This window comes from Streptomyces sp. NPDC094034 (assembly GCF_040303865.1).
Taxonomy (GTDB): Bacteria; Actinomycetota; Actinomycetes; order Streptomycetales; family Streptomycetaceae; genus Streptomyces.
In genome coordinates this window covers 1-23917 of sequence record NZ_JBEOUD010000054.1, presented here as the reverse complement: position 1 = coordinate 23917, position 23917 = coordinate 1, and the positions used below count along the sequence as shown (strand labels likewise).

Sequence of the window (23917 nt, the reverse complement as noted above, 5' to 3'; positions counted from 1 at the left end):
TGGGTGAAAGGAGCGGGGCGGGATCGAGTGGGGATCCCGCCCGGGCGGTTCAGACTCGGCGGAACAGGGCGGCCAACGCCTGCCCGCCGCCGATGCACATCGTGACGATGCCGTACTCGCCGCCGACGCGGGCAAGGTGCTTCGCCACGCGCAGGGTCAGGTTGGCGCCCGTGGCGCCGACCGGATGGCCGAGTGCGATGGCGCCGCCGTAGGGATTGGTGGTGGCCGGGTCCAGCTTCGCGTCCCGGATCACCGCGACGGCCTGCGAGGCGAACGCCTCGTTCACCTCGGAGATCGCGATGTCGCCCGGCGACAGCCCGGTCCGCTCGAACAGGGCGTTCAGAGCCAGCACTGGGGTGTAGCCCATCAGCTCCGGCTCCATCGCTGCGGTCGCAACGGCCTCCAGCGACACCAGTGGCGTCAGACCGTGCTGTTGTGCATACGACTCGCGGACCATGACCACGGCGGCGGCTCCGTCGTTGATGCCGGAGGCGTTGCCCGCCGTTACGCTGCCCCCGTCGGCGAACGCGGTGGGCAGGCTCGCCAGTGTCTCCATGGTCGTGTCCGGCCGAGGGTGCTCGTCACTGTCGACGGTCCGCGGCTTCCGGCCGCCGATCTCGACAGGCATGATCTCCTCGGCAAACGCGGCCTTTGCTGCGCCACTCGCCGCCCGCTGCTGGGACCGGAGCGCGAACTCGTCCTGCACCTGCCGTGAGACGTCGTACTTTTTGGCTACGTTCTCGGCGGTGATGCCCATGTGGACGTGGCTCCACGGGTCGGTGAGCATCATGAGCGTGCCGTCCTGCAATGTGACGTCGCCGAGCCGACGCCTGGACCGGTCGCTGTAGTCGTAGAAGGGCATCCGCGTCATGGACTCGTTGCCGCCGGCGACGATCACGTCGGCGGCACCCCACCGCATTTCCTGCGCCGCGGACCAGATCGCCTGGAGACCGCTGCCGCAGAGCCGGTTGACGTTGAAGGCGGGGGTGGACTTGGCGAGTCCCGCCGCGAGGGCGACGCGTCGGGCGTTGAACGCGTCCGGGCCGACACCGCCGACCTGGCCCATGATGACCTCGTCGACCTGCCCCGGGTCTATACCCGACCGCCGCAGGGCCTCGACGACGACCTTCGCCCCGAGTTCGTGGGCCGGGACATCCTTGAACGCCCCCTGAAAGCGCCCGATAGGGGTGCGGGCGCCGTCCAGGACGACGATCTTCTCGGTGTTGCTGTCCATCGTTCTCCTCCGCGGAGTGCTCCGCTGGTCGGTGGGTCGTCAGGCCCCGGTCCACCGGGGCGCGCGTTTGGCGAGGAACGCCGCGACACCCTCGGCCGCATCGGCCGAGGTGCGGGCCGCGTCCTTCGCACGGCTCGTCTCGGACCACCGTTTGTCGTCGTCGGCCGGGTACGCGGCCTCGACGGCACGCAGCGTTTCGCGGACGGCGATCGGGGCCAGCGCGGCGATCCGCTCCGCCAGGGTCACGGCCTCCTTGACCGCGTCTCCCGGCTCGGTCAAGCGGTTGACCAGCCCGAGCTCGTGGGCGCGCTGAGCGGGAAGCCGCTCACCGGTCAGTAGCAGCTCCCGAGCCACGTTGAGGGGCAGCGCCCGCGGCCCGCGGAACAGTCCACCGCACTCGGCTATCAGGCCGAGCCCGACCTCGGGGAACGAGAAATGGGCTGTGCGCGAGGCCACGATCATGGTGGCGGACAGGGCGATCTCGAACCCGCCGCCCGCCGCGCCCCCCTCGACCGCGGCGATGACCGGCTTGCTCAGACACCGGGCGGCGATTCCGTAGGGACCGCCTCGCTCAGTGGGCTCCCCGGCCCAGGCCCTGATGTCGGTTCCCGCCGAGAAGAAGTCCGGGCCGCCGGTGAGCACGGCGACGAGTGCGGCCGGGTCGTCCTCGAAGTCGTTGAGCGCCGCGTCGAGTGCCGCGGTGAGGGCTCCGTCGAAGGCGTTGCGTCTTTCGGGCCGGTCGATGGTGAGGATGCGGATCGCATCCCGGCTTTCCACTCGCACCGTCATGGAGTGCGCTCCTTTGCTCGTCCAGCACTCTGGACCACGTGAAGCAAGGAAGTCAAGGTCCGTACAGTCTGATGCTTGACAGTGAGGACCGGCGGTTCTTGACTGCCGCGGACGACGACGTTTCGGGAGGCGCGATGACGCATACGGATGAGCGCGACACACGATTCGACACCCTGCGGATCGAGCGGGACGGGCGGGTGGTCGTCGCGACGATCGACGCGCCGCCGCTGCACATGATCACGAAGGCGGTGGTAGCGGACCTCGACCGCTTCACCACCAAGCTGGCGGCTGACCCGGATGCGCTGGTCGTGATCCTGAAGAGCGCGGACCCGGACATCTTCCTGACGCACAACGAGTTCGCGAACCTCTACGCGATGCAGCCGCCGGAGCTGCCCGCATCATCCGACGAGGTGCCGCTCAATGCGATACACCTCATCTGTGAGCGGCTGCGCACCATGGACAAGATCACCATCGCCCAGGTGGAGGGGCGCACGGCCGGGGGTGCGGCCGCCATGGTCATGGCTTGCGACCTCAAGTTCGGTGCGCTGGGCAAGGCCGTTTTCAACACCATGTCCGTCCCGCTCGGGTCGGTGCCGGGCGGTGGCGCGTCGCAGTACATGCCGCGGCTCATCGGGTACTCCCGGGCCCTGGAGCTGATCCTCGGCGGCCTGGACCTCGATGCGGCGACCGCCGAGCGGTGGGGCTACCTCAACCGGGCGCTCCCACCGGAGGAGATCGACGCCTTCGTGCGGGCGACCGCCAGGCGGGTCGCGGCGTGTCCGCGGGATGCGGTACGGCTGTCCAAGGAGATTGTGGGGCTCTCCGGCCAGCTGCCACTGGAACGCGGCCTGCGGGAGGAGAACTATCGCTTCCTCCGCCTCATGGCGTCGCCCGAGTCCATCAAGGCGATCGAGGCGTTCCTGGCGCTGGGCGGAGAGACGCGCGAGGGTGAGCAGCGGATCGAGGCACTGCTCGGGGATGTCCTTGGACGGACCTCCGGACACGGCGCCGGCTGACACCGGCCGGCGGGGGCGGGTACTCCCGCCCCCGCCGGCCGGGTCAGGACGCAGTGAGGATGATCTTGCCCGCGGTCTGGCCTTTCTCCATGGCCTCAAATGCCGCCTTGGCGTCCGTGAGAGCGACCTGCTGGCCGATCTGGGGCCGGATCCCTGTCGTGGCCACGAAGGCGAGCAGGTCCGTGAGCTCCTGCCGCGTACCCATGGTCGAACCCTCAACGCGGATCTGCAGGAAGAACAGTCGTTGCAGGTCCGCGCCCGGGTTGGGGCCGGAGGTGGAGCCGCAGCAGATGATCGCGCCACCGGGGCGCACGGACTTCATCGAGTGGTTCCAGGTCGCGTCGCCGACAGACTCGAACACGGCATCGACGCGTCCGGGCAGGCGCGCGCCGGGCTCGAAGACCGCGTGCGCGCCCAGGGTCTCGGCGAGCTTGCGCTTCTCCTCGGTGCGGCCGGTGACCCATACGGTCATGCCGGCGGCGCGACCCAGCTGGACCAGTGCCGTGGAGACGCCGCCGGAGGCGCCCTGGACAAGCATGGTCTGCCCCGGACGCAGGCCGGACTTGGTGAACAGCATCCGGTAGGCGGTCAGCCATGCCGTGGGCAGCGCGGCGGCATCGATGGGGGAGAGTTCCGCGGGCAGCGGGATCGCGTTCTGGGCCGGCACGACCACCTGCTCGGCGAAGGTGCCCTGGTATTTCTCGGTGAGCGCCGTACGTTTCGGGTCAAGCGTCTCGTCACCTGCCCACGTGGGATCCCCGATGAGCGGGTAGATCACGACGGGGGCGCCGTCCGCCGTCGTCCCCGCCGCGTCCATGCCGAGGATCATGGGGAACCGGTCCGACTTGAGGCCGACGCCGCGCAGTGTCCACAGGTCGTGCATGTTGAGGCTGGTGGCCGTCGGGTGCACCGCGACCCAGCCGTCCGGGACTTCAGGGTCCGGGCGCTCGCCGACCACGAGCGCGTCCAGCGGGGCGTCGGGCTTGGGTTCGCTGGCGTACACGGCGAACATGTGAGCTCCTTCCGGGGACCGGGGTTCCGGTCCGCGTCGTTGGTCGACCGGGGTCGACCGGCTGTCGTGCCAGGCAGTGCGGGAAACGGGCCATCTGTCAAGGGCCAGACATTCCGACGTGTGACAGGTTTGGGGGCGGCCGGTCATCTGTCAAGCCAGACACTGTCAATTCCTTGACAGATGTGCGGTGGGGTATCACGATCGCCTCACGCAACACGACGAGGTGCCCGGGCGGCATCAACAGAGGCGGCGCCGCCCGACGCCTCACGTCACGGCCGATGTGAGGAGAGACAGCGGTGTCCACAGCAATCACCCGATCCGACGCTGACGGCTTCGGGGCCTGGGAACTTCCAGAGCCGCTGCGCGATCTCCGGGCCACGGTCCGGTCGTTCATGCGGAACGAGATCCGTCCTGCAGAAGACGCGCTCGGCGACCCCGACGCCTGGCACCTCCCCGAGGATGTCCTGGAGCCGCTGCAGCGCAAGGCGAAGCAGGCGGGTCTCTGGTGCGTCGAGTCGCCCACGCAATACGGCGGCGCCGGGCTCAACCTGCTCTCGCAGGTGATCGTGGCGGAGCAGTCGTCGCAGTGCCGGATGGGCGCGTACGTGCCCGCCGCGGGCGCATATGGCTGGGATCCGCCCAACGTCATCTATGACGGCACCGAGGAGCAGATCAAGCATTGGGCGGTGCCGACCGTCGAGTCGGGCACACACACATTCGTGGCCATCTCGGAGCCTTCCGGAGGCGCGGACCCGGCGCGGGCGATCCGCACCCGGGCCCGCCGGGACGGCTCGGACTGGGTGATCAACGGTCAGAAGACCTGGATCTCCAAGGCTGCCGAGTCAGAATGGGGCATCGTGTTCGCCCGTACCGGCGACGAGCCCGGCGGCCGCTCGATCAGCTGCTTCATCGTCGACGCCGACGCGCCCGGGCTGCGGATGAGCAAGATCCCGGTCATCCGGTCCTGGTCGCCCTGCGAGCTGACCTTCGAAGACGTCCGCGTGCCCGCCGAGCGGATGCTCGGCGAGGAGGGCCGCGGATTCGCGCTGGCCCAGCGCTGGCTCGTGAACAACCGGGTGACCTACGCCGCAGCGGTCATCGGCGTCGCACAGGCGGCCATCGACCTCGCCATCGAGCACGCCAAGAACCGCGAGTCCTTCGGCAGCTTGCTGGCCGACAAGCAGGCGATCCAGTGGATGATCGCCGACTCCGAGATCGAGCTGCGTGCCGCTCGCCTGCTGACATACCAGGCGGCGTGGAAGGCGGACTTGGGGCAGGACTTCAAGGTCGACGCCTCCGCTGCCAAGGTCTACGCCACCGAAACCGCCGACCGGGTCGTCGACCGAGCCGTGCAGATCCTCGGCGGACTCGGCATTGCCAAGGAGATGCCCACCGAGCGCTGGTATCGCGAGATGAGGATCAAGCGGATCGGGGAAGGCCCCTCCGAGGTGCACCGCATGGTCATTGCCCGTGACATCCTCAAGGGGAGCCGCAAGTGAGCGTCGATATGGAGGTCGACGCCGAAGGCGTGGCCACGATCGTGTTGAACCGTCCGGAGCGGCTCAACGCGATGGACCGGGCTGCCTATGACGCGCTGTCCGAGGCCTGGATCCGGGTCCGGGACGACAACGACATCCGGGTGGCGGTCGTGACCGGGGCGGGGGAGAAGTCCTTCTCCGTCGGCGCGGACATCAAGAGCTTTCTGACGAACGGGCCCGAGCCGGAGCACTTCTTCAAGACCCAGCAGGGCCAGATTCTCAACCGCGGGCTCGAGGTCTGGAAGCCGATCATCGCCGCAGTCAACGGCTACTGCCTCGGCGGCGGGATGACGCTGCTCTTCGCCACTGACATCCGGGTGGCAGCCGAGCACGCGACGTTCGGTCTCAGTGAGGTCAAGCGGGGCATCTTCGCCGGCAACGGCGGCACACAGAGGCTGCTGGAGAACCTGCCGAAGGCCATCGCCATGGAACTGCTCCTGACCGGTGACCCGATCACCGCGCAGGAGGCCGAGCGGTGGGGGCTGGTCAACAAGGTCGTCCCCGCCGACAAGCTCATGGACACCGCTCGCGATTACGCGGCCCGGATCGCGGCCAACGGCCCACTCGCCGTGCAGGCGTCGAAGGAGCTGGTGCTGCGCTCGCGCGACGTCGACCTGGCGACGGGGTTGCGCATGGAACAGGCGATGACGAGCGTGCTGAAGACGAGCCACGACTCGCAGGAGGGCCCCAAGGCGTTCGCCGAGAAGCGGACGCCGAAGTTCGAGGGACGGTGACCTTGGTGAACGGGCCGCTCAAAGGAGTGCGGGTCCTCGACCTCGGCCAGATCTACGCCGGCGGGTACGCCGGGTTCCTGCTAGCCGCGGCGGGCGCGGACGTGATCAAGGTGGAGCCGCCCGGTGGGGAGAACCTGCGCAGGCGAGCCGCCGTCGGTGGTGGGGCATACCCGTTCGCGGTGCTGAACTCGCAGAAGCGCGGGCTCCGGCTGGACCTGAAGACCGAGGAGGGCAAGGCGGTCTTCCGCGCTCTCGTCGCCGAGTCGGACGTGGTACTGGAGAACTTCGCGCCGGGCGTCATGGACCGGCTCGGACTGGGCTGCACCGCGCTGCGGGACATCAATCCCCGGCTGGTGTACGGCAGTGTCTCCGGCTACGGCCAGGACGGCCCCTACCAGTCCTTCCCGGCGATGGACCTCACCGTGCAGGCGATTGTCGGCGTGATGAGCACGACGGGTTTCCCGGACCGCGCCCCGGTCAAGGCCGGGCCCGCGATATGCGACTTCATGGCCGGCGTGCACCTGTACGCGGCGATCACGACAGCGTTGTTCGCCCGTGAGCACTCCGGCCGCGGCGAGGCCGTCGAGGTGACGATGCAGGAGGCCACCTACCCGGCACTGATGTCGGCGCTGGGCCTGGTCTATGCGGGCACGAACGACAACGGCGTGTGGCGCACCGGCAATCGCCACTCCGGCAACGCCGAGGCGCCGTACAACGTCTACGAGGCCTCGGACGGCTACATCGCCATCCTGTGCGTCACCGACAAGCACTGGCAGTCCCTGGCCACCCTGATCGGCGGCGCCGAGCTTGCTGCGGACGAGCGGTACGTCACCCTCGGCGGCCGGGTGCAGCGGATGGACGAGCTCGACGTGCTGGTCTCCGGCTGGACCCTCACGCAGAAGCGCGAGGACTTGGTCGCGGCGCTGCAGGCGGTCAAGGTCCCGTACGCGCCGGTCAAGGAGCTGCCCGAGGTGGTCGCGGACGAGAACATGCGGGCCCGCGGCATGCTCCGCGAGATCGATCATCCAGACCTGGGACGGCTCACTGTCAACCACAGCCCGCTGCGCTTCGGGAAGGCTGAGAGGGAGGACCTGGCCCCGAGCCCACGGCTGGGCCAGCACACCGACACGGTGCTCGCCGAGGTGCTCGGCTACACGGACGAGCAACTCGTGGAGCTGAGGCGAGGAGAGATCATCTGATGCGCGGGAAGACCGTGATCGCGGGAGTCGGGCACACGTCGTTCGAGAGGCAGCCCGGTCGCTCGACGATCTCGATGAACATCGAGGCGTGCCGGCGGGCGCTCAAGGACGCGAAGATCGACAAGGGCATGGTCGACGCGCTGTATGTGAAGTACCCGACCTCGAAGCCGGAGTCCTTCTATGGGCAGAAGCTCGCGGAGGCGATGGGGCTCATGCCGAAGGTCGGCGGCGCCTGGGACCAGGGCGGGGCCGCGCCCGCCAGCATGATCGGCATGGCCGCGATGGCGGTCGAGGCAGGCGTGTGCGAGGTTGCCCTGGTGACCAACGCGGACAACCCGCGCTCGGGCACCCGGCAGGCCTACACCTCAGCGGGCGCCAACGGGATCTACGGCTGGTTCGGCGTCCCGGCCCAGTACGCGATGCTCGCGCAGCGGCACATGGCCGAGTACGGCACGACGTCCGAGCAACTGGGCGCGATCGCCGTCGCCGCGCGCAAGCACGGGGCCGCGAACCCGCGCGCGCAGATCCAGCAGCCGCTCACAATCGCAGAGCACCAGGAGTCCCGCTGGATCGTGGAACCGCTGCACCGGGCGGACTGCTGCCTGGTGTCCGACGGCGGCGGTGCGGTTGTGGTGACCAGCGCGAAACGGGCGAAGGAGATGGGACTGGACGACGCCGTGCCGATCCTCGGGTTCGGGCAGGGCCAGACCTCGTGGGACATCGAGCTGCGGCCGTCGTTGACCTCGACCGCTGCGACCGCGTCGGCGGCGACCGCGTTCCGGATGGCGGGTGTGTCGCCTAAGGACATCGACGTGGCGCAGCTCTACGACTGCTACACGATCACCGTGCTGCAGATCCTTGAGGACTACGGGTTCTGCGCGCCGGGCGAGGGCGGCAAGTTCGTTGAGAACGGTGCGTTGGAGGTCGGTGGGGTGCTTCCGACGAACACCTCCGGTGGCCTGCTGTCGGAGACCGGAATGCCAGGGATGCAGCTGGTGATCGAGGCCGTCCGGCAGATGCGTGGGCAGTCGACCTCGCAGGTTGCCGGCGCGTGCACCTCGATCATCGCGAACCAGGGCGGAACCATGCACACCCACTCGACGCTGATCCTCGGACGGTGACCAGATGAACGAGACCCTCACCCGGCCGGTCGCCGAGCGCACCGAGCTCGAGCAGCACTTCCACGACGAACTGGCGGACGGCAAGCTCGTCTTTCAGCGATCCGCGGTCAACGCGTGGCTGCCGCCGCGGAGCGAGGACCCCGTGTCCCTGTCCACCGAATGGGAATGGGTCGAGGCCTCCGGTGCCGCCACCCTGGTGTCCTGGGTGACCTACCGCCGCGCCTACCACCCGTTCTTCGAGGACAAGATTCCGTACCAGGTCGCGGTGGTCGAGCTGGCCGAGGGCCCGCGGATGATCGCCCCGCTGGAGCTGGGCGACCGGACCCCCGGGATCGACTTGGCGCTGCGGGTGGACATCAGACACGACGGTGGCGAGTGGATCCCCGTCTTCGTCCCCGCCGGGAGCTCCTGATGGCCCGCATGCTCTGGACACCCCCCGCGGATGTCCGGCAGACCACGCAGATGGGCAGGCTCGCCACCCTCGCCGAGCAGCGCACCGGCCGGTCACTGCCAGGCTACGAGGCGCTGTGGGAGTGGTCGGTCGAAGACCTCGCCGGCTTCTGGTCGACCCTGTGGGACTTCTATGACATCCCCCACTCGGGGTCGCGCGAGCGGGTACTCACCGATCCCGTGATGCCGTTCTCGACGTGGTTCCCGGACGTCCAGCTCAACTACGCCGAGGCGATGCTCCGCCTCGCAGGCCGCGCCGACGACGAGGTGGTGGTCAAGGCACGCTCGGAGGCGCGCCCCGACTCCGCCCTGACCGTCGCCGAACTGCGTGAGCAGGTGGGACGAGCCCGGGCCGGCCTGCGTGCGCGGGGGATCGGGAAGGGCGACAGGGTGGTGGGCTATCTGCCCAACATTCCGGAGGCCTTGGTGCTGATGCTGGCCACTACCAGCCTCGGCGCGATCTGGTCGGCCTGTCCGCCGGAGTTCGGCGTGCCTAATGTGCTGGACCGCTGGTCGCAGATCGTCCCGAGCCTCGTCGTCGCGGTGGACGGCTACCGCTACCGCGGTAAGGACATCGATCGCCGCGAGGAGATCGCTCGGATCGCCGACGCGCTCGGGTTGCGGGACCGCCTCGTCACGATCCCGTACCTGTACGACGAGGGGAACTGGGCGGAGCTCCTCCCTGCGGTGGGAGAGCTCGCGTTCGAGCGAGTCCCATTCGACCACCCGCTGTGGATCCTGTTCTCCTCCGGCACTACCGGACCACCCAAGCCGATCGTGCACGGGCACGGTGGAGTGACCCTGGAACTGCACAAGTTGCAGGGCATCGCGCACGACCTCAAGCCCAGCGACACCTACCTCTGGTTCACCACCACCGGCTGGGTCATGTGGAACCTGCAAGTCTGCGGCCTGCTCGTGGGAGCGACGATCGTGCTGTTCGACGGCGACCCCGGTGGTTCCGCGCTCTGGCGGCTCGCGGCGGACATGGAGGTCACGTACTTCGGCGTCAGCGCGCCGTTCCTGATGCAGTGCCGCAAGTCCGGGATTGCCCCCTCGGCGGCGGGTGACCTGTCCCGGATCCGCGAGGTCGGCTCCACGGGCGCACCGCTGCCCCCGGAAGGCTTCGAGTGGCTCTACGAGCAGCTTGGCCCGTCGATCCGGGTGAACTCGACCTCCGGAGGCACGGACGTCTGCACATCGTTCGTCGGCGGTGCCCCGCTCCTGCCGGTGCGCGCGGGTGAGATCGCCTGCCGTCAGCTCGCCTGCAAGGTCGAGGCCTGGGGCGACGACGGCAAGCCGCTGATCGGCGAGGTCGGTGAGATGGTCGTGACCGCGCCCATGCCGTCCATGCCGATCGAGTTCTGGGGCGACACGACGGGGGAGCGGTACCGTTCCACGTACTTCGAGCAGTACTCCGGAGTCTGGCGACACGGCGACTGGATCACGATCCACCCCGATGGGCACTGCGTGATCAGCGGGCGCAGCGACGCCACGCTGAACCGGGGCGGCGTCCGGCTGGGGACGGCCGAGTTCTACCGTGTCGTGGAGAACCTCGAGGGCGTCGCGGACAGCCTCGTGGTCCATCTGGACTCGGTCGACGGGGACGCGGGTCAGCTCCTGCTGTTCGTCGTGCCCACCGAGGGCCGTCGGCTGGACGACGGGCTCGAGGACGAGGTCCGCCGTGCCCTGCGCACCCAGTTGTCACCGCGCCACGTCCCGGACAAGGTGCACGCGGTGCCGAGCGTACCGAAGACGTTGTCGGGCAAGAAGCTCGAGGTCCCGGTGAAGAAGATCCTGCGGGGCGCCGAGCCCAGTCAGGTGGCCGCCCCGGGGGCGTTGTCAAACCCGGCATCGCTCGACACCTACGTAGCGCTGCGGCCCGCCGCGCCGGTCAGCGGCTGAGCTCGTGTGGTGCTCCACCCTTCGACTGCCCGCGCCGGAACCCGGGGTCGCGTTCGCGACCCCGGATCGGCCGGCCCGGCGTCATGCCATGACCTTCACCATTTCGACGAGTTCGTGGCACTGCAGCGGGAGGTCGACGCAGCCCCGGATATCCGGGCCCTGTATTCACGGGTGTGGGCGCCGGCTTCCGTGCCGGACTCGACCGCGACCTGGCCGAGGGGCTCACGACAATGCTCGCGGCGGACTTGCCGGCGCGTCAGGCACCGGGCCGCTGCCGTGACCGGGCGCGCCCGGATGACGTTCCCGGCCGTCGCGGCGGTCGACCGCGCTGTGGCGGGCGGGGGCACGGGCCTCGCGCCGACCGCGGATGTCCGGGTTGCGGCGGCGGATGCAAAAGGGGGCGACGAGCGGGTCCCCCAGCGGGGAACGACGGACGGCGATATATGGCGGGTCGGACAGCCCCAGGGGGTGATCGATCCGGTGGGGACGCGCGCGGAGCTTGCCACCGCGATCATGGCTGAGGCCGAGGATTTTGCCGGGCGCACGCTGCCCGGCCTGGCGAAGGAGTTCGTTCGTGGCTGAGGCCGACGGCATCCACTACAGCTGCGACGGCCGCGTCGCCCGCATCGTCCTGGCTCGTCCGGAGGCCGCCAACGCCTTCGACATCGCCATGGCCGAGGCGTTCGCGACCGCCGCGTCGGCCGCCGGGCAGGCGGTCAAGAACGGCGCGCGGGTTGTGGTGCTCACGGCCGAAGGCCGCATTTTCAGCGTCGGGGGCGACTTGAGCACATTCGCCGGTGCGGACAATCCCGTGGAGCCGGTGCGGCGGGTGGCGGGCGGAATCCACGCCGCGCTGGCGGCCCTTGCCGAGGTGCCGGTGCCAGTGGTCGGAGCGGTGGGCGGAACCGCCGCCGGAGGCGGTGTCGGGATAGCGCTGGCCCCGGACATCGTGCTCGCGAGCGAGTCTGCGAAGTTTGTCGCCGCCTACACTGCGGCAGGCCTGACGCCAGACTGCGGCACCTCGTGGCAGCTCGCCCGAGCAGGCTCGGCAGTGTCCATGGACCTGCTGCTCACCAACAGGCCCCTCGGCGCGGCGGAAGCCCAGCGGCTCGGACTCGTCAGCCGAGTGGTGCCTGCGGAGGCCCTTGAAAAGGAGACCGAGGAACTCGTCGGCCAGTTGTCCGCCGGATCGCGCAGCGCCGCGGTCGCGACCAAGGTGCTGCTGCGTGCGCCCCGTCGGGACTTCGCCGCTCACCTGGAAGCTGAGGCGGACGGGATCACCAGGGCCGTGGCAGGGCCGGACGGAAGGGAGGGGATCCGTGCGTTCCTTGAGAAGCGCACGCCCTTGTTCGGCTGAGTGTGCGCGGACTCCGCGCGTTGCGCGGCCGTTCATCTGGTTCCTCCGTGGATACTCCGCCCTTCAGGGCGGAGAGGAAACGGACTCCTGCGGAGCAGGGCGTGGAGCGGGGTTCCGCCGCCAGGGCGAAAGACCGTGCCCTGACCCGCAGGTTTGATCTTCACGCGTGGTCGCACTAGTTTGTGAGCGTGACCGCGACGTGGGTGAAGCGGGCGTTCAAGTACCGCTTCTATCCGACTGATGTGCAGGCAGCGGAGCTGTCGCGCACGTTCGGGTGCGTGCGCAAGGTCTACAACATGGCGCTCGCCGCCCGGACGGAGGCGTGGATGATCCGTCAGGAGCGGGTCAACTACAACGCCACCTCGGCGATGCTGACCGCGTGGAAGAAGACCAGGGAACTCGCGTTCCTCAACCAGGTCTCCTCCGTACCGCTCCAGCAGTGCCTTCGGCACCTGCAAGGAGCGTTCGCCAACTTCTTCGCCAAGCGGGCCCGGTACCCGCGCTTCAAGTCCAGGCGGAAGTCCCGCGCCAGCGCGGAGTACACCAGCTCGGCATTCCTCTTCCGCGACGGGGAGCTGACGCTCGCGAAGATGTCGGAACCCCTGGACATCCGCTGGTCCCGACCGCTTCCCGAGGGTGCGACGCCGTCCACGGTGACCGTCAGCCGCGACGGCGCGGGACGCTGGTTCGTGTCGATGCTGTGCGACGACCCGACCGTGCAGCCACTGGCCGCCAAGGACACGGCGGTCGGTATCGACGCGGGCCTTGACCACCTGCTGACCCTCTCCACGGGTGAGAAGATCGCCAACCCCCGGCACGAGCGCAAAGACCGTGCCCGACTGGCGAAGGCCCAGCGCACCCTTGCGAAGAAGACGAAGGGTTCGGCGAACCGGGCCAGGGCCCGGCTCAAGGTCGCCAGGATCCACGCCCGGATCGCCGACCGGCGCCGCGACCACCTGCATAAGATCACCACTCGGCTCGTGCGCGAAAACCAAACGCTCGTGATCGAGGACCTGACCGTTCGCAACATGGTCAAGAACCACACACTCGCCCGCGCCATCTGCGATGCGGCGTGGTCCGAGTTCCGGAGCCTGCTGGAGTACAAGGCCCTCTGGTACGGCCGCGAAGTGATCGTGGTCGACCGCTGGTTCCCCTCCCCCAGGATCTGCTCCACCTGCGGCACCCTGCAAGGCAGGATGCCGCTCAGCGTCCGCACCTGGACGTGCGACTGCGGAACGACCCACGACCGGGACGTGAACGCAGCGAAGAACTTGCTGGCCGCCGGACGGGCGGTTACAGCCTGCGGAGCTGGTGTAAGACCTCAACGGAACACTCCGGGCGGGCAGTCGGCGATGAAACAGGAAGTCTCACGGCGCGAGCCGTAAGAATCCCCTCCCTTCAGGGAGGGGAGCGTCAACCGTGCTGCCCGGGTGGAGGTGGTCCGGTCGTCTACGACGCCCGCACCGCGGGTTCGCAGTACGTGGTGATTTTCAGCGATCCACGAGGAGGGGCTGTTCGAGCACTTCACGGCAGAGTGCTACGACGGCCTGCGGGTCTGCGAGATCGAGCTGACCTCCGGGATCCCCGGTCGACTCGCGGCTGACGCCTGGGCGACCTCTACGGGAAACGTAGGATGCTCCTGGCCGCTCTGATTTTGTTGACGGTCGGTTGCCTCGTTGACGCGGTCACCGACAGCCTGCCGGTACTGATCTTCGGCCGGGCCTGCCAGGGCGCGGCTATGGCGGTGATCCCGCTGGGGATCAGTCTGCTGGCCGCCCTGCTGCCGGCGCAGAGGGCTGGTTGGGCTGTCGCCGTGGTCAGTGCCTTGCTGGGTGTCGGCAGCTCTCTCGGTCTGCCGCTGGGCGGCCTGGTCGCCGAGAGTTGGGAGTGGCAGTCCCTGATGTGGATCAGCTTTGCCCTGGGGCTGGTCTCGTTCACGAGCATCGTCCTGCTGGTGCGTGAGTCACACCAGCCCATTGTCGGCCGTGTCGACCCTGTCGGCGGATTGCTTCTGGTCGCGGGCTTGCTGGCATTGGTACTGCCCCTGGAGCAGGCCCACGAATGGGGGTGGGGCTCCCTTCGGGTCTGGGGCTGCTTGCCGCTTCCGCAGTGCTGCTGTTCTTCCTGGCTTCGAACGCGATAAAAATAGGGATACCGGGATCATCCCGGTATCCCTTCGCACGAGCGCGGCTACTTCTTCTTCAGGGCGTCGAGGATCGACGTCACGCAGGCCCGCGCGTCCCGCGGGATGAGACCGAACTCGTCTCGTAGCCGAGTGTTGTCGATGAGGTAGTTCGTGCAGTCGGCCTTGCCGCCGGTCTCGTGCTCGAACCGAACGTCTGCCGTCGGCACGTACTGTTTCACGATCCCGGCCAGCTCGGCCAGGCTCACTGCGGTGCCGCCGGTGTTGTACTCCGTGTGTTGGGGATTGTCCGTCAGCGCGATCCGCGCGAAGGCCTCAGCGACGTCGTCGACGTGCACGGGGCAGCGCATCGCGTCGGCGTAGGGGAGGGTCAGCGACTCGCCTGCGGCGGGCTTGGTGATCACCTGGACGTGGTCGACTGAGCCGAACACCTTGTCGTGCCCGGTGACGTTGGCCGGGCGGATCGCAGTGATCCGCAGGCCATGCTTCTCCCGGTAGTCCTGGGCCTGGCGTTCATTGAACACCTTGTGCACTGCGTACTGGTAGTCCACGCCGTGCAGTTCATCGTCCTCCGTGACGAACCGCTCTCCGAACCAGGTCTGTCTGCCGTTGACCGCCAGCGAGCTGCCGAACACCACGTGCTGGACCTCGGCCTGCCGCGACGCCTCGAAGAAGTTGTCCATGCCGACCACGTTGAGCTGCAGCGCGACGTGTGGAGCGTGGTGGCTGCCCAGCATGTAGGCCAGGTTGATGGTGCGGGTCGGCCGAACGGTCAGCATGCTGGTGATCACCTCGTCGAAGCGGCGGAGGTCGCAGCGGACGAAGTTGTCGGACGTGCCGCCCGGGGGTGGCGCGATGTCCGCAGTGACGACCTTCTCGCCCCGTGCGGTCAGCAGATCGACGAGCCGACGGCCGATGAAGCCGCTCCCGCCATAAATCATGGTGGTCATGCTGGTGCTCCTGTCGTGATCAGTCGTCGACATCGACCGTGTAGCTGAGTGCGAGCCGGCCGCCGTCTGGAAAGAGGACCTGGCCAGTGAGGTACGAGGCGTCGTCCGAGGCGAGGAAGGCAACGACCGCGGCCACTTCGGCCGGGGACCCGAGCCGCCGCAGCGGGGTGCGGGAGAGGACCTGTCGACGCAGGTGCGTCTCCTGCGCGTAGATCTCGGCGACTTTCTCGGTCGTGATCGTCCCGGGTGCCACCGCGTTGACCCGGATGCCGTGCGGGGCGAGGGCGACAGCCTGTGAGCGGGTCATCGCAGAGACCGCGCCCTTCGACGCCGAGTACGCGGTCATCTCGGCGGAGCCCTGGGCCGAGGTGATTGACGACATGTTCACGATCGCCCCCGTCCGGCCGGCGTCGATCATGGCTCGGGCCACTGTTCGGCCGACGACGAGCCCGCCGCGGACGTTGACCGAGAGGATCTCATCGATCTCGTCCGCGGACGCGGTGAAGAAGTCCGTGGTGCGGACCAGGGCGGCGTTGCTGACCAGCACGTCCGGCGGACCGAGCCCGTCCACCACTCGTGCGACCGCGGACTCGACCGCGGCGGTGTCGGTGACGTCGACCCCCAGGAACGTGACGTCGAGTCCGGCCTCCCGCAACTCCTTCGCGGCATGGGCGCCGCTGCTGGCGTCGACGTCGAAGATGGCGACTCGTCCGCTCTCGCGCGCGAGTCGTTCTGTCACGGCGCGGCCGATGCCGCGCCCGCCCCCGGTCACGATTACGGTGCGTCCCGTGAAGCGGCTGTCCATACTTCAGACCTCCCTTCGTTGAAAGAGCGGCGACCGTCAGTGAGCGGTGACGTCCGCAAGGTCTTGGTTCGCGGTCTCCCGCAGGAGGACAATGCTGACGAGGCTGACCAGGCAGAACGCCGCGACGACGAGGCTGAATACGAATGCCCCGGACGCAGCGATGATGGGCGCCGCGATGAGCGGCGGGACTGCCCCGCCGAAGATCTGGGCGACGTTGTAGCTGAAGCCCGCCGCCGTATACCGGTAGCGCGTTCGGAACAGCTCGGACAGCACCGCCCCCACAGGCCCGAGTGCGACGCCCGCGATGACCAAGGTGATGCAGAGGGCGATGGCGAACGCGGTCATCGTGCCGATGCCCAGAACCGGGAACAGCGCCACGGCCCAGACGATCGCCGCGGCGCTCGCGCCCAGCAGGGTGCGCCGCCTGCCGAAGCGGTCCGCGACCACACCGCCGACGAGGATGCTCGCGGCGTACAGGACGCCGGCGACGATGCCCGCGACGAGGACGGGGGTGCGCCCGAGACCCAGCTGGGTGGTGGCGTAGTTCGGCAGGTAGGTGGCGCCCAGGTAGGAGAACGTGGGCACGGTGATCACCAAGCCGATGCCGAGCATGATCTCTCTCGGCTGGCTGCGGATCGCCTCGGCGAACGGATGTGCGGAGACGCCGCGCTGGGCGGTCTCGGCCTGGAAGACGGGCGTCTCCTCGATCCTCAGCCGCACGTACAGGCCGACGGCGACCAGCACGATGCTCACCAGGAACGGGATCCGCCAGCCGTAGGACAGGAACGCCTCGTCGCCCATCGATGCGCTGGTGATCGCGAAGACCGCGGGTGCGAGGGCCAGCGCGCAGCCGCCACCGAACGGCGGGATCATCGCGTAGAAGCCGCGCCGGTGCTTCGGGGCGTGCTCGGCCGCGAACATGACCGCTCCCGCCCACTCGCCGCCGGCTGCGATGCCCTGCAGGACGCGCAGCATCACGATGAGGATCGGCGCGAGCGCCCCGATCTGGCCGGCGGTGGGTAGACAGCCGACGAGCACGGTTGCGGCGCCCATCAACAGCAGCGCCGTAACCAGCGTGCGCTTGCGGCCCAGCCGGTCCCCGAAGTGTCCGAACAGGATGCTGCCGATGGGGCGTGCGACGAGAGCGACGCCGAGTGTCGCGAACGAGGCCACCGTGCCTGCGGACTGCCCGAGCGCCGGGAAGAACACCTGGCTGAACACCAGTGCGGCGGCGAATCCGTAGATCAGGAAGTCGTAGAACTCGATCAATGTGCCGACGAAGCTCGCCACCGCTACCCGGCGCATCGAAGGTGGCCCGGCCGGGACCGACTGCTGCGCCCCCACCGGCGGGGCCGGGTGGTTCTGCGTCATCCGAGCTCCTTCACGTCCGGCTGCGGTGTCGGGTCGTGCGGACGGGCTCCGGGGCCCGCTGAGGAGATGTATAGGGCGCCGTTTACATGACTGTCAAGTGCTGGACAAATCTGTGCTTGACAATCTGCTTTCCGTGTCGCTGCCGCCAGACGCCGTGGCGGGTTCCGTGGCAGCGCCGTCTCACCCGGGCATGAGTGGACATACCTGTGTACACAATTTCCGTTGACACCGGAGAGACCTTCACCGACGTGGTGGGCGCCGACTCAGCTGGTCACCCTGGCGAGCCCTCACCACCAAGGAGCGAGCGTTCCTGGCCGTGTCCGAGGCGCCGACCGAGAGCAGTGACCGTCTGGCCCTACCAAAGGACCAGCTGATCGCGGAAACGGTGCGGTTCAACTACGGCACGACGCGTTCCACCAACGCCGTTGTCGAGGGCAACGCGGCACGCACGGCCTTTTTCACCACCGCCGGCTTCCGCGGGACCTCCTCATCTCCCACCTCCTACGGCGTCTCGTGGCGGGTGCCCGACTCAGTCTCAGTCCGCACGGCCGAGTACTGAAGGCGCGAATGACCATCCGGATGGACTGACGACGAACTGCGCTGCATTGAGTTGGCGCCATAACTTGACCCGGAGTCCGAGCGCGGCGACGGCAGCCTGCGCGACCCGGTGACCATGCGGGGGTGTTGGCCTCATTGCTGGCCCTGCCGGACCGGTCCAGCCTGGCAAGACCGTCACCGTGATCGGTGACGGCGCGGTCGGCGTGTCTGCGGCGCTCGCCTGCCGGAAGCTCGGCGCCGCGCGGATCATCCTCATCGGCCGCCACACAGACCGCACCGACCTGGGCGTTGATTTCGGTGCTGTCGTGGCCGAACGCGGCGTCGCGGAAGTCCTTGATCTCACGAATGGCGAGGGATCGCACATCGTGCTGGAGGCCACGGCCTCAAGCCAGCCTACAAGCAGGCCTACGGCATCGTGCGCCCCGGCGGCATCATCTCCCGCCTCGGCGCACCACAGTACGAGGAGTCTCCCATCGGTATCGGGTCGCTGTCGGCAAGAACGCACACCTGACTGGCGGAGTCGCCCGGTGCGCGCCTACCCCCCGACGCGATCGGTCAGGTCTTCGCCGGAACGATCAACCCGGGCAAGGTTTTCGAGCGCGTAGTCACCCTCGACGAGGTGCCGGACGGGTATGCGGCCATGAACGACCGCACCGCGCTCAAGGTGATGAACCGCCCATGGCCGCGTTTGATGGGAGGGAGGTAATGACAGTACCTGGAAGAGCAGGGACTCCCACGCCCGCGCAGGTGGCTGTTTCCTGGACATGATCCACCGGAGGGCGCTTCCGCAGACCACTGCGGGGACACGCCCACCGCCGCAGGAACGGTCACCTCTCTTATCCGAACAGGAAGACACCACAAAACCTCATGAAGGCAACGTTCATGTACGGCGCCGGCAACGTGCGCATTGAGACCGTCGCAGACCCGGTCATTCAGTTCCCGACCGACGCGATCGTGCGGACCGTCCGCGCCTGCATCTGCGGAAGCGACCTGCACCCGTACCACTCGCTGCCCGACACCCCCGGCGGTCTGTCGATGGGGCACGAGCTGATCGGAGTGGTCGAGGAGGTCGGCGCCGAGGTGAAGACCGTGACGAAGGGCGACTTCGTCATCGTCCCCTTCGCGTTCAGCGACAACACGTGCGTGTTCTGCCGTGAAGGCTTCCAGACCGCCTGCATCCACGGCGGCTGGTACGGCACCCCCCAGGCTGCCGGCCTCCAGGCTGAGCTGGCCCGCGTGCCGCAGGCCGAGGGCTCCCTGGTAAAGGTCCCCAGCGTCAACCCGGCCGCCGCGGACGAGGGCCTGCTGGCCTCGCTGCTGACTCTGTCGGACGTGTATCTCACCGGCTACCACGCCGCCCACATGGCCGAGGTCAAGCCGGGCCAGAACGTCGCCGTGATCGGCGACGGGGCGGTCGGTCTGTCCGCCGTCCTGGCCGCGAAGCAGTTCGGCGCCGAACGCATCATCCTGATGGGCCGGCACAAGGCCCGCACCGACCTGGGCGTCGAGTTCGGCGCGACCGACGTGATCGCCGAGCGCGGCGCCGACGGCGTGCAGCAGGTTCTCGACCTCACGAACGGCGAGGGCGTGCACGCGGTGCTGGAGGCCGTCGGCTACCTGAACGCCTACGAGCAGGCCTACGGCATCGTCCGCCCCGCCGGCATCATTTCTCGGGTGGGCGTGCCCCAGTACGAGGAGGCCCCGATCGGCTTCGGTTCACTGTTCGGCAAGAACGCGCGCCTCGCGGGCGGCCCCGCCCCCGTGCGTGCCTATCTCGAGCCGGCCATCCAGCAGGTCCTGAACGGCGTCATCAACCCCGGCAAGGTCTTCGACCGCACCGTGACCCTCGACGAGGTACCTGCGGGTTACGCCGCCATGAACGACCGCACCGCTCTGAAGGTGATGGTCACCCCGTAGCCCTGCCCCGTCCGTCGGCGACCAGCCCTCGCCGGCGGACGGACGTCCTCTGCGCCCCGCCCGAGCACGGCACCGCTTTTCACTAGGAATCCCACCCATGCCCGCCGTCGAGCAGCTCGGCGCAGCTGACCGATGCGGAGGCGGCAGCGCTGAAGGCCCTGCACAGGCCTCGCTCCGACCGGGTTGTAAGCGCCGCCGCGCCTTCGGCAACGGTTCAGCACAGTTAAGGCCCAGACCGTCACGACAGAAAGTATGGGATCGACACGATGGAATACACGCGACTCGGAACGTCCGGCCTGAAGGTCAGCCGGATCGCACTCGGCTGCATGAGTTTTGCCACTGGCGGCAGGCAGGGCGCCTGGACGCTCGACGCTGCCAGTGCCGAGCCGATCTTCCGGCAGGCCGTCGAGCTCGGCATCACCTTCTGGGATACCGCGAACATCTACGGGCGCGGCACGAGTGAGGAGATCACCGGCGAGGCCATCACGAAGTACACGAAGCGCGAGGATGTCGTGATCGCCACGAAGCTGTTCGCCCCGATGGGCGAAGGCCCCGGCGGCTCGGGCCTTTCGCGGCGCGCGGTCTTCGAACAGGTCGACGCCTCCCTGATGCGTCTCGGTACGGACTACATCGACCTCTACCAGATCCACCGCTTCGACCCGAACACCCCGGTCGAGGAGACGATGGAGGCCCTTCACGACATCGTGAAGGCGGGCAAGGCCCGCTACATCGGTGCCTCATCCATGTGGGCGTGGCAGTTCTCCAAGATGCAGTACACCGCCGAGCTGTACGGGTGGACGAAGTTCATCTCCATGCAGGACCAGTACAACCTCGTCGCTCGCGAGGAGGAACGGGAGATGTACGCGCTGCTGGCCGACCAGGGCGTCGGAGCAATCCCGTGGTCCCCGCTTGCCGCGGGGCTCGTCACACGCCCGTGGGGCGAGAAGTCCACGACCCGCGGCAAGGCCAACCCGTTGACCGACTCGTCAGGCACCCCGCTGTGGCTGGAGAGCGACAAGGGCACCGTCGACGCGGTGCAGCAGATTGCCGAAGCCCGCGGCATCCCGATGGCGCAGGTCGCCCTGGCCTGGGTGCTGCGCAACCCGGTCGTTTCCTCACCGATCGTCGGGGCCACCAAGCCGCACCACTTCACCGATGCCGTTGCCGCCCTCGACGTCCAACTCAGCGACGACGAAGTGGCCGCGCTCGAGGAGCACTACACGCCACGAAAGCCCACCTACTACGGCTCCGAGTCCGGCTACTGATCCAGCCGGCAGCATGGCGATCGGGCGGGGCGCACGTGGACAGGTGCTGGACGAACCTGTTTCCCGCTGCATGCCCCAGCGATTCTGGTTGGAACACGTCCCGTGAAGGAGAAGCACATGAGCACGTGGTCCGAAGAGGATCTGCGCGTGATCGAGCGCGCCGGAGAGATCCGAGTCTCGGGACGCCGCGACGACGGGTCGCTGCGCCCGCTCGTGATCGTCTGGCACGTCGTGGTCGGCGGCGCTCCCTACGTCCGCTCGGTGAGAGGCACGGGCGGCAAGTGGTACCAGGGCGTCGCGCGCCACCACGAGGGTGCAATCAGCTGGCGCGGCCAGTCCCGTGATGTCAGCTACATCCCCGACTCGACCCACGACCAGGCGATCGACGCGGCCTACTTCGCCAAGTACGGCAACGGCTCAGCCACGCGCTCGATCACCAGCGCCGAAGCTACCGAGACGACCCTGCGCATCGAGCCCCGATAGCCACCGCTCGCCTGGTGCTTCACGTTCTCAGGCGGAAGAGGCAGCGCTCCCTTCGCATTCCTCCGACGCTGACTCATGGCGCCGTTGATAGACCCCCTGACCTAGCTAGTACTGCAATCACAGTTATGGGGTATGGCCTCGGCGTTTGTAGTGGCTGTGGCGGGCTCGGGCCTGACTGAGTCGTCTCCACCATGACCAGTGCAGATGGTGGGTCGGGGTGAGGTGTTGTGGGCGGAGGGGAAGTCCGATCAGGCGCCGGATCTCCGCGACCGACAGGGGTATCAGGCGGGTTTGTCCGAGATCACTGCCCCCTTTGACCGTTCTTGGGCGCGGATGGCGGTCAGTGCGGCGAGTGCGGCCATGGACAGGGTGATGTGCCGGTACCAGGCGTCGTAGCGGCGGACCTGGTAGTGGTCCAGGCCGCACTCGTTCTTTGCGGCCTGGAAACATTCCTCCACCTGCCAGCGGGCTCCGGCCACCCGGGCCAGGTCCCTCAGCCGGGTGCCGGCCGGGCCGTAGCAGACGTAGTAAGCAATCTCGGTCGGGTCACTGACGCTGCGGCGGGCCAGTACCCAGTGGCCGAAGCCGTTCTCCCACCAGATCCGGATCGGCACCCGGGCCCAGTCGTAGAACCTGTGCCCGTGGGCGCCGCCCCCTGCCGATACGCGTTTCCATGCCTGCCGCGGCAGGCCGGCCACCAGGGCATCGACCCGGACCTCGGCGCCCCGGGTGGTGATGACGGTGTCGTTGACCTTGGTCGCTAGCACGTGCGCGACCGCACGCTGCTCCAGCCAGTACCGCAGTCGCTTGACCTGCCCGTATGCCTCGTCTGCGGTCACCCACGCGAAGGGCACCTTCGCATCCAGAGCGCGCTGGAGCATGGCCTGGAAGTGCTCGATCTTCGTGGCGAACGGCACATCGTCCGGGACTCCGGCCGCCCGGCACTGTTCCCGGTTGTCCGTCCAGGACTTCGGCAGTTACAACTCCCGGTCGATCAACGCCCGCCCCCGCCCGGAGGCGTAGGCGAGGAAGGTGCCGATCTGGCAGTTATCGGTCCGGCCTGCGGTGCCGGAGTACTGCCTCTGCACCCCGGCCGAGCGGACTCCCTTTTTCAGGAACCCGGTGTCATCACCGATCAGCACTGCGTCCTTGTCACCGATACTCTCGATGACGAAGTCACGGACGTCATCACGGACCCCGTCAGCGTTCCAGTCCGCCTCGCCCAGCAGCCGCTGCATCCCGATCGGATGCGCCTCACCGGCTCGTTCCGCCAGCGACCAGCCGTTCTTGCGCTCCAGCGGAGCCACCAGCCCAGCCACGTAATCCAGCGACCGGCCCCGCGGCTCCGAGCGGGCAAACCGCGACGCGAACCGGGCGTGTAACCCCGCCAACACATCACGCCAAGACTCGACTTGACGCACACCAAGATCCACAGACACCACGACACTCAATCACACCAGACCCCATAACTGTGATTGCAGTATTAGGACGTCGAAGGTGGGTCATCGAGCGAACCTTGTGCCGTTCCACCACCCAACGGACCTTGCCGAGCCGTGGGCCACGCCGCGTCGGGCGATCATCGGCTTGATGCCGCGCTTCCATAATGGGCGGCGGTACTGGTCGAAGTCGTAGCCCCGGTCGGCATACAGGTGCCGCGGCTTGCGGCGAGGTCGTCCTCGAAGCACCCGGATCGGCGGAACCGCGTCGAGCAGCGCGGGATGTATGGACAGAGCTATCACGGCTTCACTCAGTGGGCGGCTGCGATCGAGCGCCCCCCGTCCCTTAGCCTCAATAATACCGGTGACTTACGAGTTGGTGCGTGATAGCGGGTGAGTTGTGCTTGCCCTGGTCGTGGCGCCCGTCAGGTGGTGGTATTGCGGTCGGACACCAGGGTGGCGATGGCCTGGTAGGTGTAGGGGAGACGGTCGCGGCGGTGGGTCCAGCGCGTCAGCTGTTTCCAGCGTTTGTGGTCGGCGAGGGCGTGTTCGACCGTGATGCGTTGTGAGGAGTGCTCGTGCCGCAGGCGTTCGTTGTGCTCGAGGAATGGGAGCGTCGCGCCTGGTCGTAGCTTGC

20 protein-coding genes and 4 pseudogenes are annotated in these 23917 nt (G+C 68.3%); 15 read left to right on the top strand and 9 right to left on the bottom strand.

Translation table 11 applies throughout. The features are described 5' to 3' along the window. Positions 1-49 precede the first annotated feature (49 nt). Positions 50-1234, bottom strand: coding sequence for a thiolase family protein (locus ABTZ59_RS32555; RefSeq protein ID WP_351422146.1), 1185 nt, complete (start codon positions 1232-1234; stop codon positions 50-52). Between the two features lie 39 nt (positions 1235-1273). Continuing rightward, positions 1274-2023 (bottom strand): enoyl-CoA hydratase-related protein, encoded by a 750-nt coding sequence (locus tag ABTZ59_RS32550; protein WP_351422142.1) that lies wholly within the window; start codon positions 2021-2023, stop codon positions 1274-1276. Positions 2024-2157: 134 nt separating this feature from the next. On the opposite strand from ABTZ59_RS32550, the gene ABTZ59_RS32545 reads away from it, so the two are divergent. Beyond that, positions 2158-3039, top strand: coding sequence for an enoyl-CoA hydratase/isomerase family protein (locus ABTZ59_RS32545; RefSeq protein WP_351422138.1), 882 nt, complete (start codon positions 2158-2160; stop codon positions 3037-3039). A gap of 43 nt (positions 3040-3082) precedes the next feature. Here the strand turns inward: ABTZ59_RS32545 and ABTZ59_RS32540 are convergent, their stop codons facing one another. Next, complete coding sequence (locus tag ABTZ59_RS32540; RefSeq protein WP_351422133.1) at positions 3083-4051, bottom strand: quinone oxidoreductase family protein; 969 nt, start codon at positions 4049-4051, stop codon at positions 3083-3085. 296 nt (positions 4052-4347) lie between these two features. Between ABTZ59_RS32540 and ABTZ59_RS32535 the strand changes: the two genes are divergently transcribed. The 10 genes from ABTZ59_RS32535 (at position 4348) to ABTZ59_RS32490 (ending at position 14495) form a co-directional block, all read left to right on the top strand. Then, positions 4348-5550: an acyl-CoA dehydrogenase family protein gene (locus ABTZ59_RS32535; RefSeq protein ID WP_351422128.1), complete on the top strand. Its 1203-nt coding sequence runs from the start codon at positions 4348-4350 to the stop codon at positions 5548-5550. After that, positions 5547-6323 carry an enoyl-CoA hydratase/isomerase family protein gene (locus ABTZ59_RS32530; protein WP_351422122.1) on the top strand — a complete coding sequence of 259 codons (777 nt, stop codon included), beginning with the start codon at positions 5547-5549 and terminating at the stop codon, positions 6321-6323. The genes ABTZ59_RS32535 and ABTZ59_RS32530 overlap by 4 nt, the downstream gene beginning before the upstream one ends. 5 nt (positions 6324-6328) lie before the next feature. After that, positions 6329-7522, top strand: coding sequence for a CaiB/BaiF CoA transferase family protein (locus ABTZ59_RS32525; RefSeq protein ID WP_351422119.1), 1194 nt, complete (start codon positions 6329-6331; stop codon positions 7520-7522). Next, positions 7522-8643, top strand: coding sequence for a thiolase family protein (locus ABTZ59_RS32520; RefSeq protein WP_351422116.1), 1122 nt, complete (start codon positions 7522-7524; stop codon positions 8641-8643). Before ABTZ59_RS32525 ends, ABTZ59_RS32520 begins: the two co-directional genes overlap by 1 nt. 4 nt (positions 8644-8647) lie before the next feature. Next, positions 8648-9055: a Zn-ribbon domain-containing OB-fold protein gene (locus ABTZ59_RS32515; protein WP_351422113.1), complete on the top strand. Its 408-nt coding sequence runs from the start codon at positions 8648-8650 to the stop codon at positions 9053-9055. After that, positions 9055-10995, top strand: coding sequence for an acetoacetate--CoA ligase (locus ABTZ59_RS32510; RefSeq protein WP_351422110.1), 1941 nt, complete (start codon positions 9055-9057; stop codon positions 10993-10995). The genes ABTZ59_RS32515 and ABTZ59_RS32510 overlap by 1 nt, the downstream gene beginning before the upstream one ends. A 294-nt stretch (positions 10996-11289) precedes the next feature. Further along, entirely contained in the window at positions 11290-11577 is a 288-nt protein-coding gene (locus tag ABTZ59_RS32505) for a hypothetical protein (RefSeq protein ID WP_351422106.1), read from the top strand. Next, complete coding sequence (locus tag ABTZ59_RS32500) at positions 11570-12352, top strand: enoyl-CoA hydratase/isomerase family protein (protein ID WP_351422102.1); 783 nt, start codon at positions 11570-11572, stop codon at positions 12350-12352. Before ABTZ59_RS32505 ends, ABTZ59_RS32500 begins: the two co-directional genes overlap by 8 nt. Positions 12353-12540: 188 nt before the next feature. Further along, positions 12541-13737 (top strand): RNA-guided endonuclease InsQ/TnpB family protein, encoded by a 1197-nt coding sequence (locus ABTZ59_RS32495; protein WP_351422099.1) that lies wholly within the window; start codon positions 12541-12543, stop codon positions 13735-13737. A 221-nt stretch (positions 13738-13958) separates the two neighbouring features. Next, complete coding sequence (locus ABTZ59_RS32490; protein WP_351422265.1) at positions 13959-14495, top strand: MFS transporter; 537 nt, start codon at positions 13959-13961, stop codon at positions 14493-14495. 47 nt (positions 14496-14542) lie between these two features. Here the strand turns inward: ABTZ59_RS32490 and ABTZ59_RS32485 are convergent, their stop codons facing one another. From ABTZ59_RS32485 to ABTZ59_RS32475, 3 genes are read right to left on the bottom strand one after another with little or no spacing between them, the layout of a single operon-like run. Then, a complete protein-coding gene (locus ABTZ59_RS32485) occupies positions 14543-15445 on the bottom strand; it encodes an NAD-dependent epimerase/dehydratase family protein (RefSeq protein WP_351422095.1) in 903 nt (300 codons plus the stop codon). Between the two features lie 19 nt (positions 15446-15464). Next, positions 15465-16250, bottom strand: coding sequence for an SDR family NAD(P)-dependent oxidoreductase (locus tag ABTZ59_RS32480; RefSeq protein WP_351422091.1), 786 nt, complete (start codon positions 16248-16250; stop codon positions 15465-15467). Positions 16251-16286: 36 nt separating this feature from the next. After that, positions 16287-17621: an MFS transporter gene (locus ABTZ59_RS32475; RefSeq protein ID WP_351422080.1), complete on the bottom strand. Its 1335-nt coding sequence runs from the start codon at positions 17619-17621 to the stop codon at positions 16287-16289. Positions 17622-17913: 292 nt separating this feature from the next. Here ABTZ59_RS32475 and ABTZ59_RS32470 point away from each other — a divergent pair. The 4 genes and pseudogenes from ABTZ59_RS32470 to ABTZ59_RS32455 form a co-directional block, all read left to right on the top strand. Beyond that, positions 17914-18180, top strand: a pseudogene (locus ABTZ59_RS32470) (hydantoinase/oxoprolinase N-terminal domain-containing protein); the annotation flags it as partial. 866 nt (positions 18181-19046) lie between these two features. Next, positions 19047-20096: a zinc-binding dehydrogenase gene (locus ABTZ59_RS32465; RefSeq protein ID WP_351422073.1), complete on the top strand. Its 1050-nt coding sequence runs from the start codon at positions 19047-19049 to the stop codon at positions 20094-20096. Between the two features lie 266 nt (positions 20097-20362). Beyond that, positions 20363-21361, top strand: a complete 999-nt coding sequence (locus ABTZ59_RS32460; RefSeq protein WP_351422068.1) for an aldo/keto reductase — start codon at positions 20363-20365, stop codon at positions 21359-21361. 117 nt (positions 21362-21478) lie between these two features. Beyond that, the gene (locus ABTZ59_RS32455; protein WP_351422063.1) at positions 21479-21844 is read left to right on the top strand and encodes a DUF2255 family protein; all 366 of its coding nucleotides are present in this window, start codon (positions 21479-21481) and stop codon (positions 21842-21844) included. 281 nt (positions 21845-22125) lie between these two features. Here ABTZ59_RS32455 and ABTZ59_RS32450 read toward each other — a convergent pair. From ABTZ59_RS32450 to ABTZ59_RS32440, 3 pseudogenes are all read right to left on the bottom strand, one after another. After that, positions 22126-23265, bottom strand: a pseudogene (locus tag ABTZ59_RS32450) (IS701 family transposase). A 100-nt stretch (positions 23266-23365) separates the two neighbouring features. After that, positions 23366-23556, bottom strand: a pseudogene (locus tag ABTZ59_RS32445) (IS5/IS1182 family transposase); the annotation flags it as partial. 149 nt (positions 23557-23705) lie between these two features. Then, positions 23706-23917, bottom strand: a pseudogene (locus ABTZ59_RS32440) (transposase family protein); the annotation flags it as partial.

Coding starts and splice junctions, on each gene's coding strand:
- ABTZ59_RS32555 (WP_351422146.1), bottom strand. CDS start 1,234: ATGGACAGCAACACCGAGAAGATCGTCGTCCTGGACGGCGCCCGCACC.
- ABTZ59_RS32465 (WP_351422073.1), top strand. CDS start 19,047: ATGAAGGCAACGTTCATGTACGGCGCCGGCAACGTGCGCATTGAGACC.
- ABTZ59_RS32545 (WP_351422138.1), top strand. CDS start 2,158: ATGACGCATACGGATGAGCGCGACACACGATTCGACACCCTGCGGATC.
- ABTZ59_RS32480 (WP_351422091.1), bottom strand. CDS start 16,250: ATGGACAGCCGCTTCACGGGACGCACCGTAATCGTGACCGGGGGCGGG.
- ABTZ59_RS32520 (WP_351422116.1), top strand. CDS start 7,522: ATGCGCGGGAAGACCGTGATCGCGGGAGTCGGGCACACGTCGTTCGAG.
- ABTZ59_RS32455 (WP_351422063.1), top strand. CDS start 21,479: ATGAGCACGTGGTCCGAAGAGGATCTGCGCGTGATCGAGCGCGCCGGA.
- ABTZ59_RS32510 (WP_351422110.1), top strand. CDS start 9,055: ATGGCCCGCATGCTCTGGACACCCCCCGCGGATGTCCGGCAGACCACG.
- ABTZ59_RS32540 (WP_351422133.1), bottom strand. CDS start 4,051: ATGTTCGCCGTGTACGCCAGCGAACCCAAGCCCGACGCCCCGCTGGAC.
- ABTZ59_RS32515 (WP_351422113.1), top strand. CDS start 8,648: ATGAACGAGACCCTCACCCGGCCGGTCGCCGAGCGCACCGAGCTCGAG.
- ABTZ59_RS32550 (WP_351422142.1), bottom strand. CDS start 2,023: ATGACGGTGCGAGTGGAAAGCCGGGATGCGATCCGCATCCTCACCATC.
- ABTZ59_RS32485 (WP_351422095.1), bottom strand. CDS start 15,445: ATGACCACCATGATTTATGGCGGGAGCGGCTTCATCGGCCGTCGGCTC.
- ABTZ59_RS32460 (WP_351422068.1), top strand. CDS start 20,363: ATGGAATACACGCGACTCGGAACGTCCGGCCTGAAGGTCAGCCGGATC.
- ABTZ59_RS32475 (WP_351422080.1), bottom strand. CDS start 17,621: ATGACGCAGAACCACCCGGCCCCGCCGGTGGGGGCGCAGCAGTCGGTC.
- ABTZ59_RS32505 (WP_351422106.1), top strand. CDS start 11,290: ATGACGTTCCCGGCCGTCGCGGCGGTCGACCGCGCTGTGGCGGGCGGG.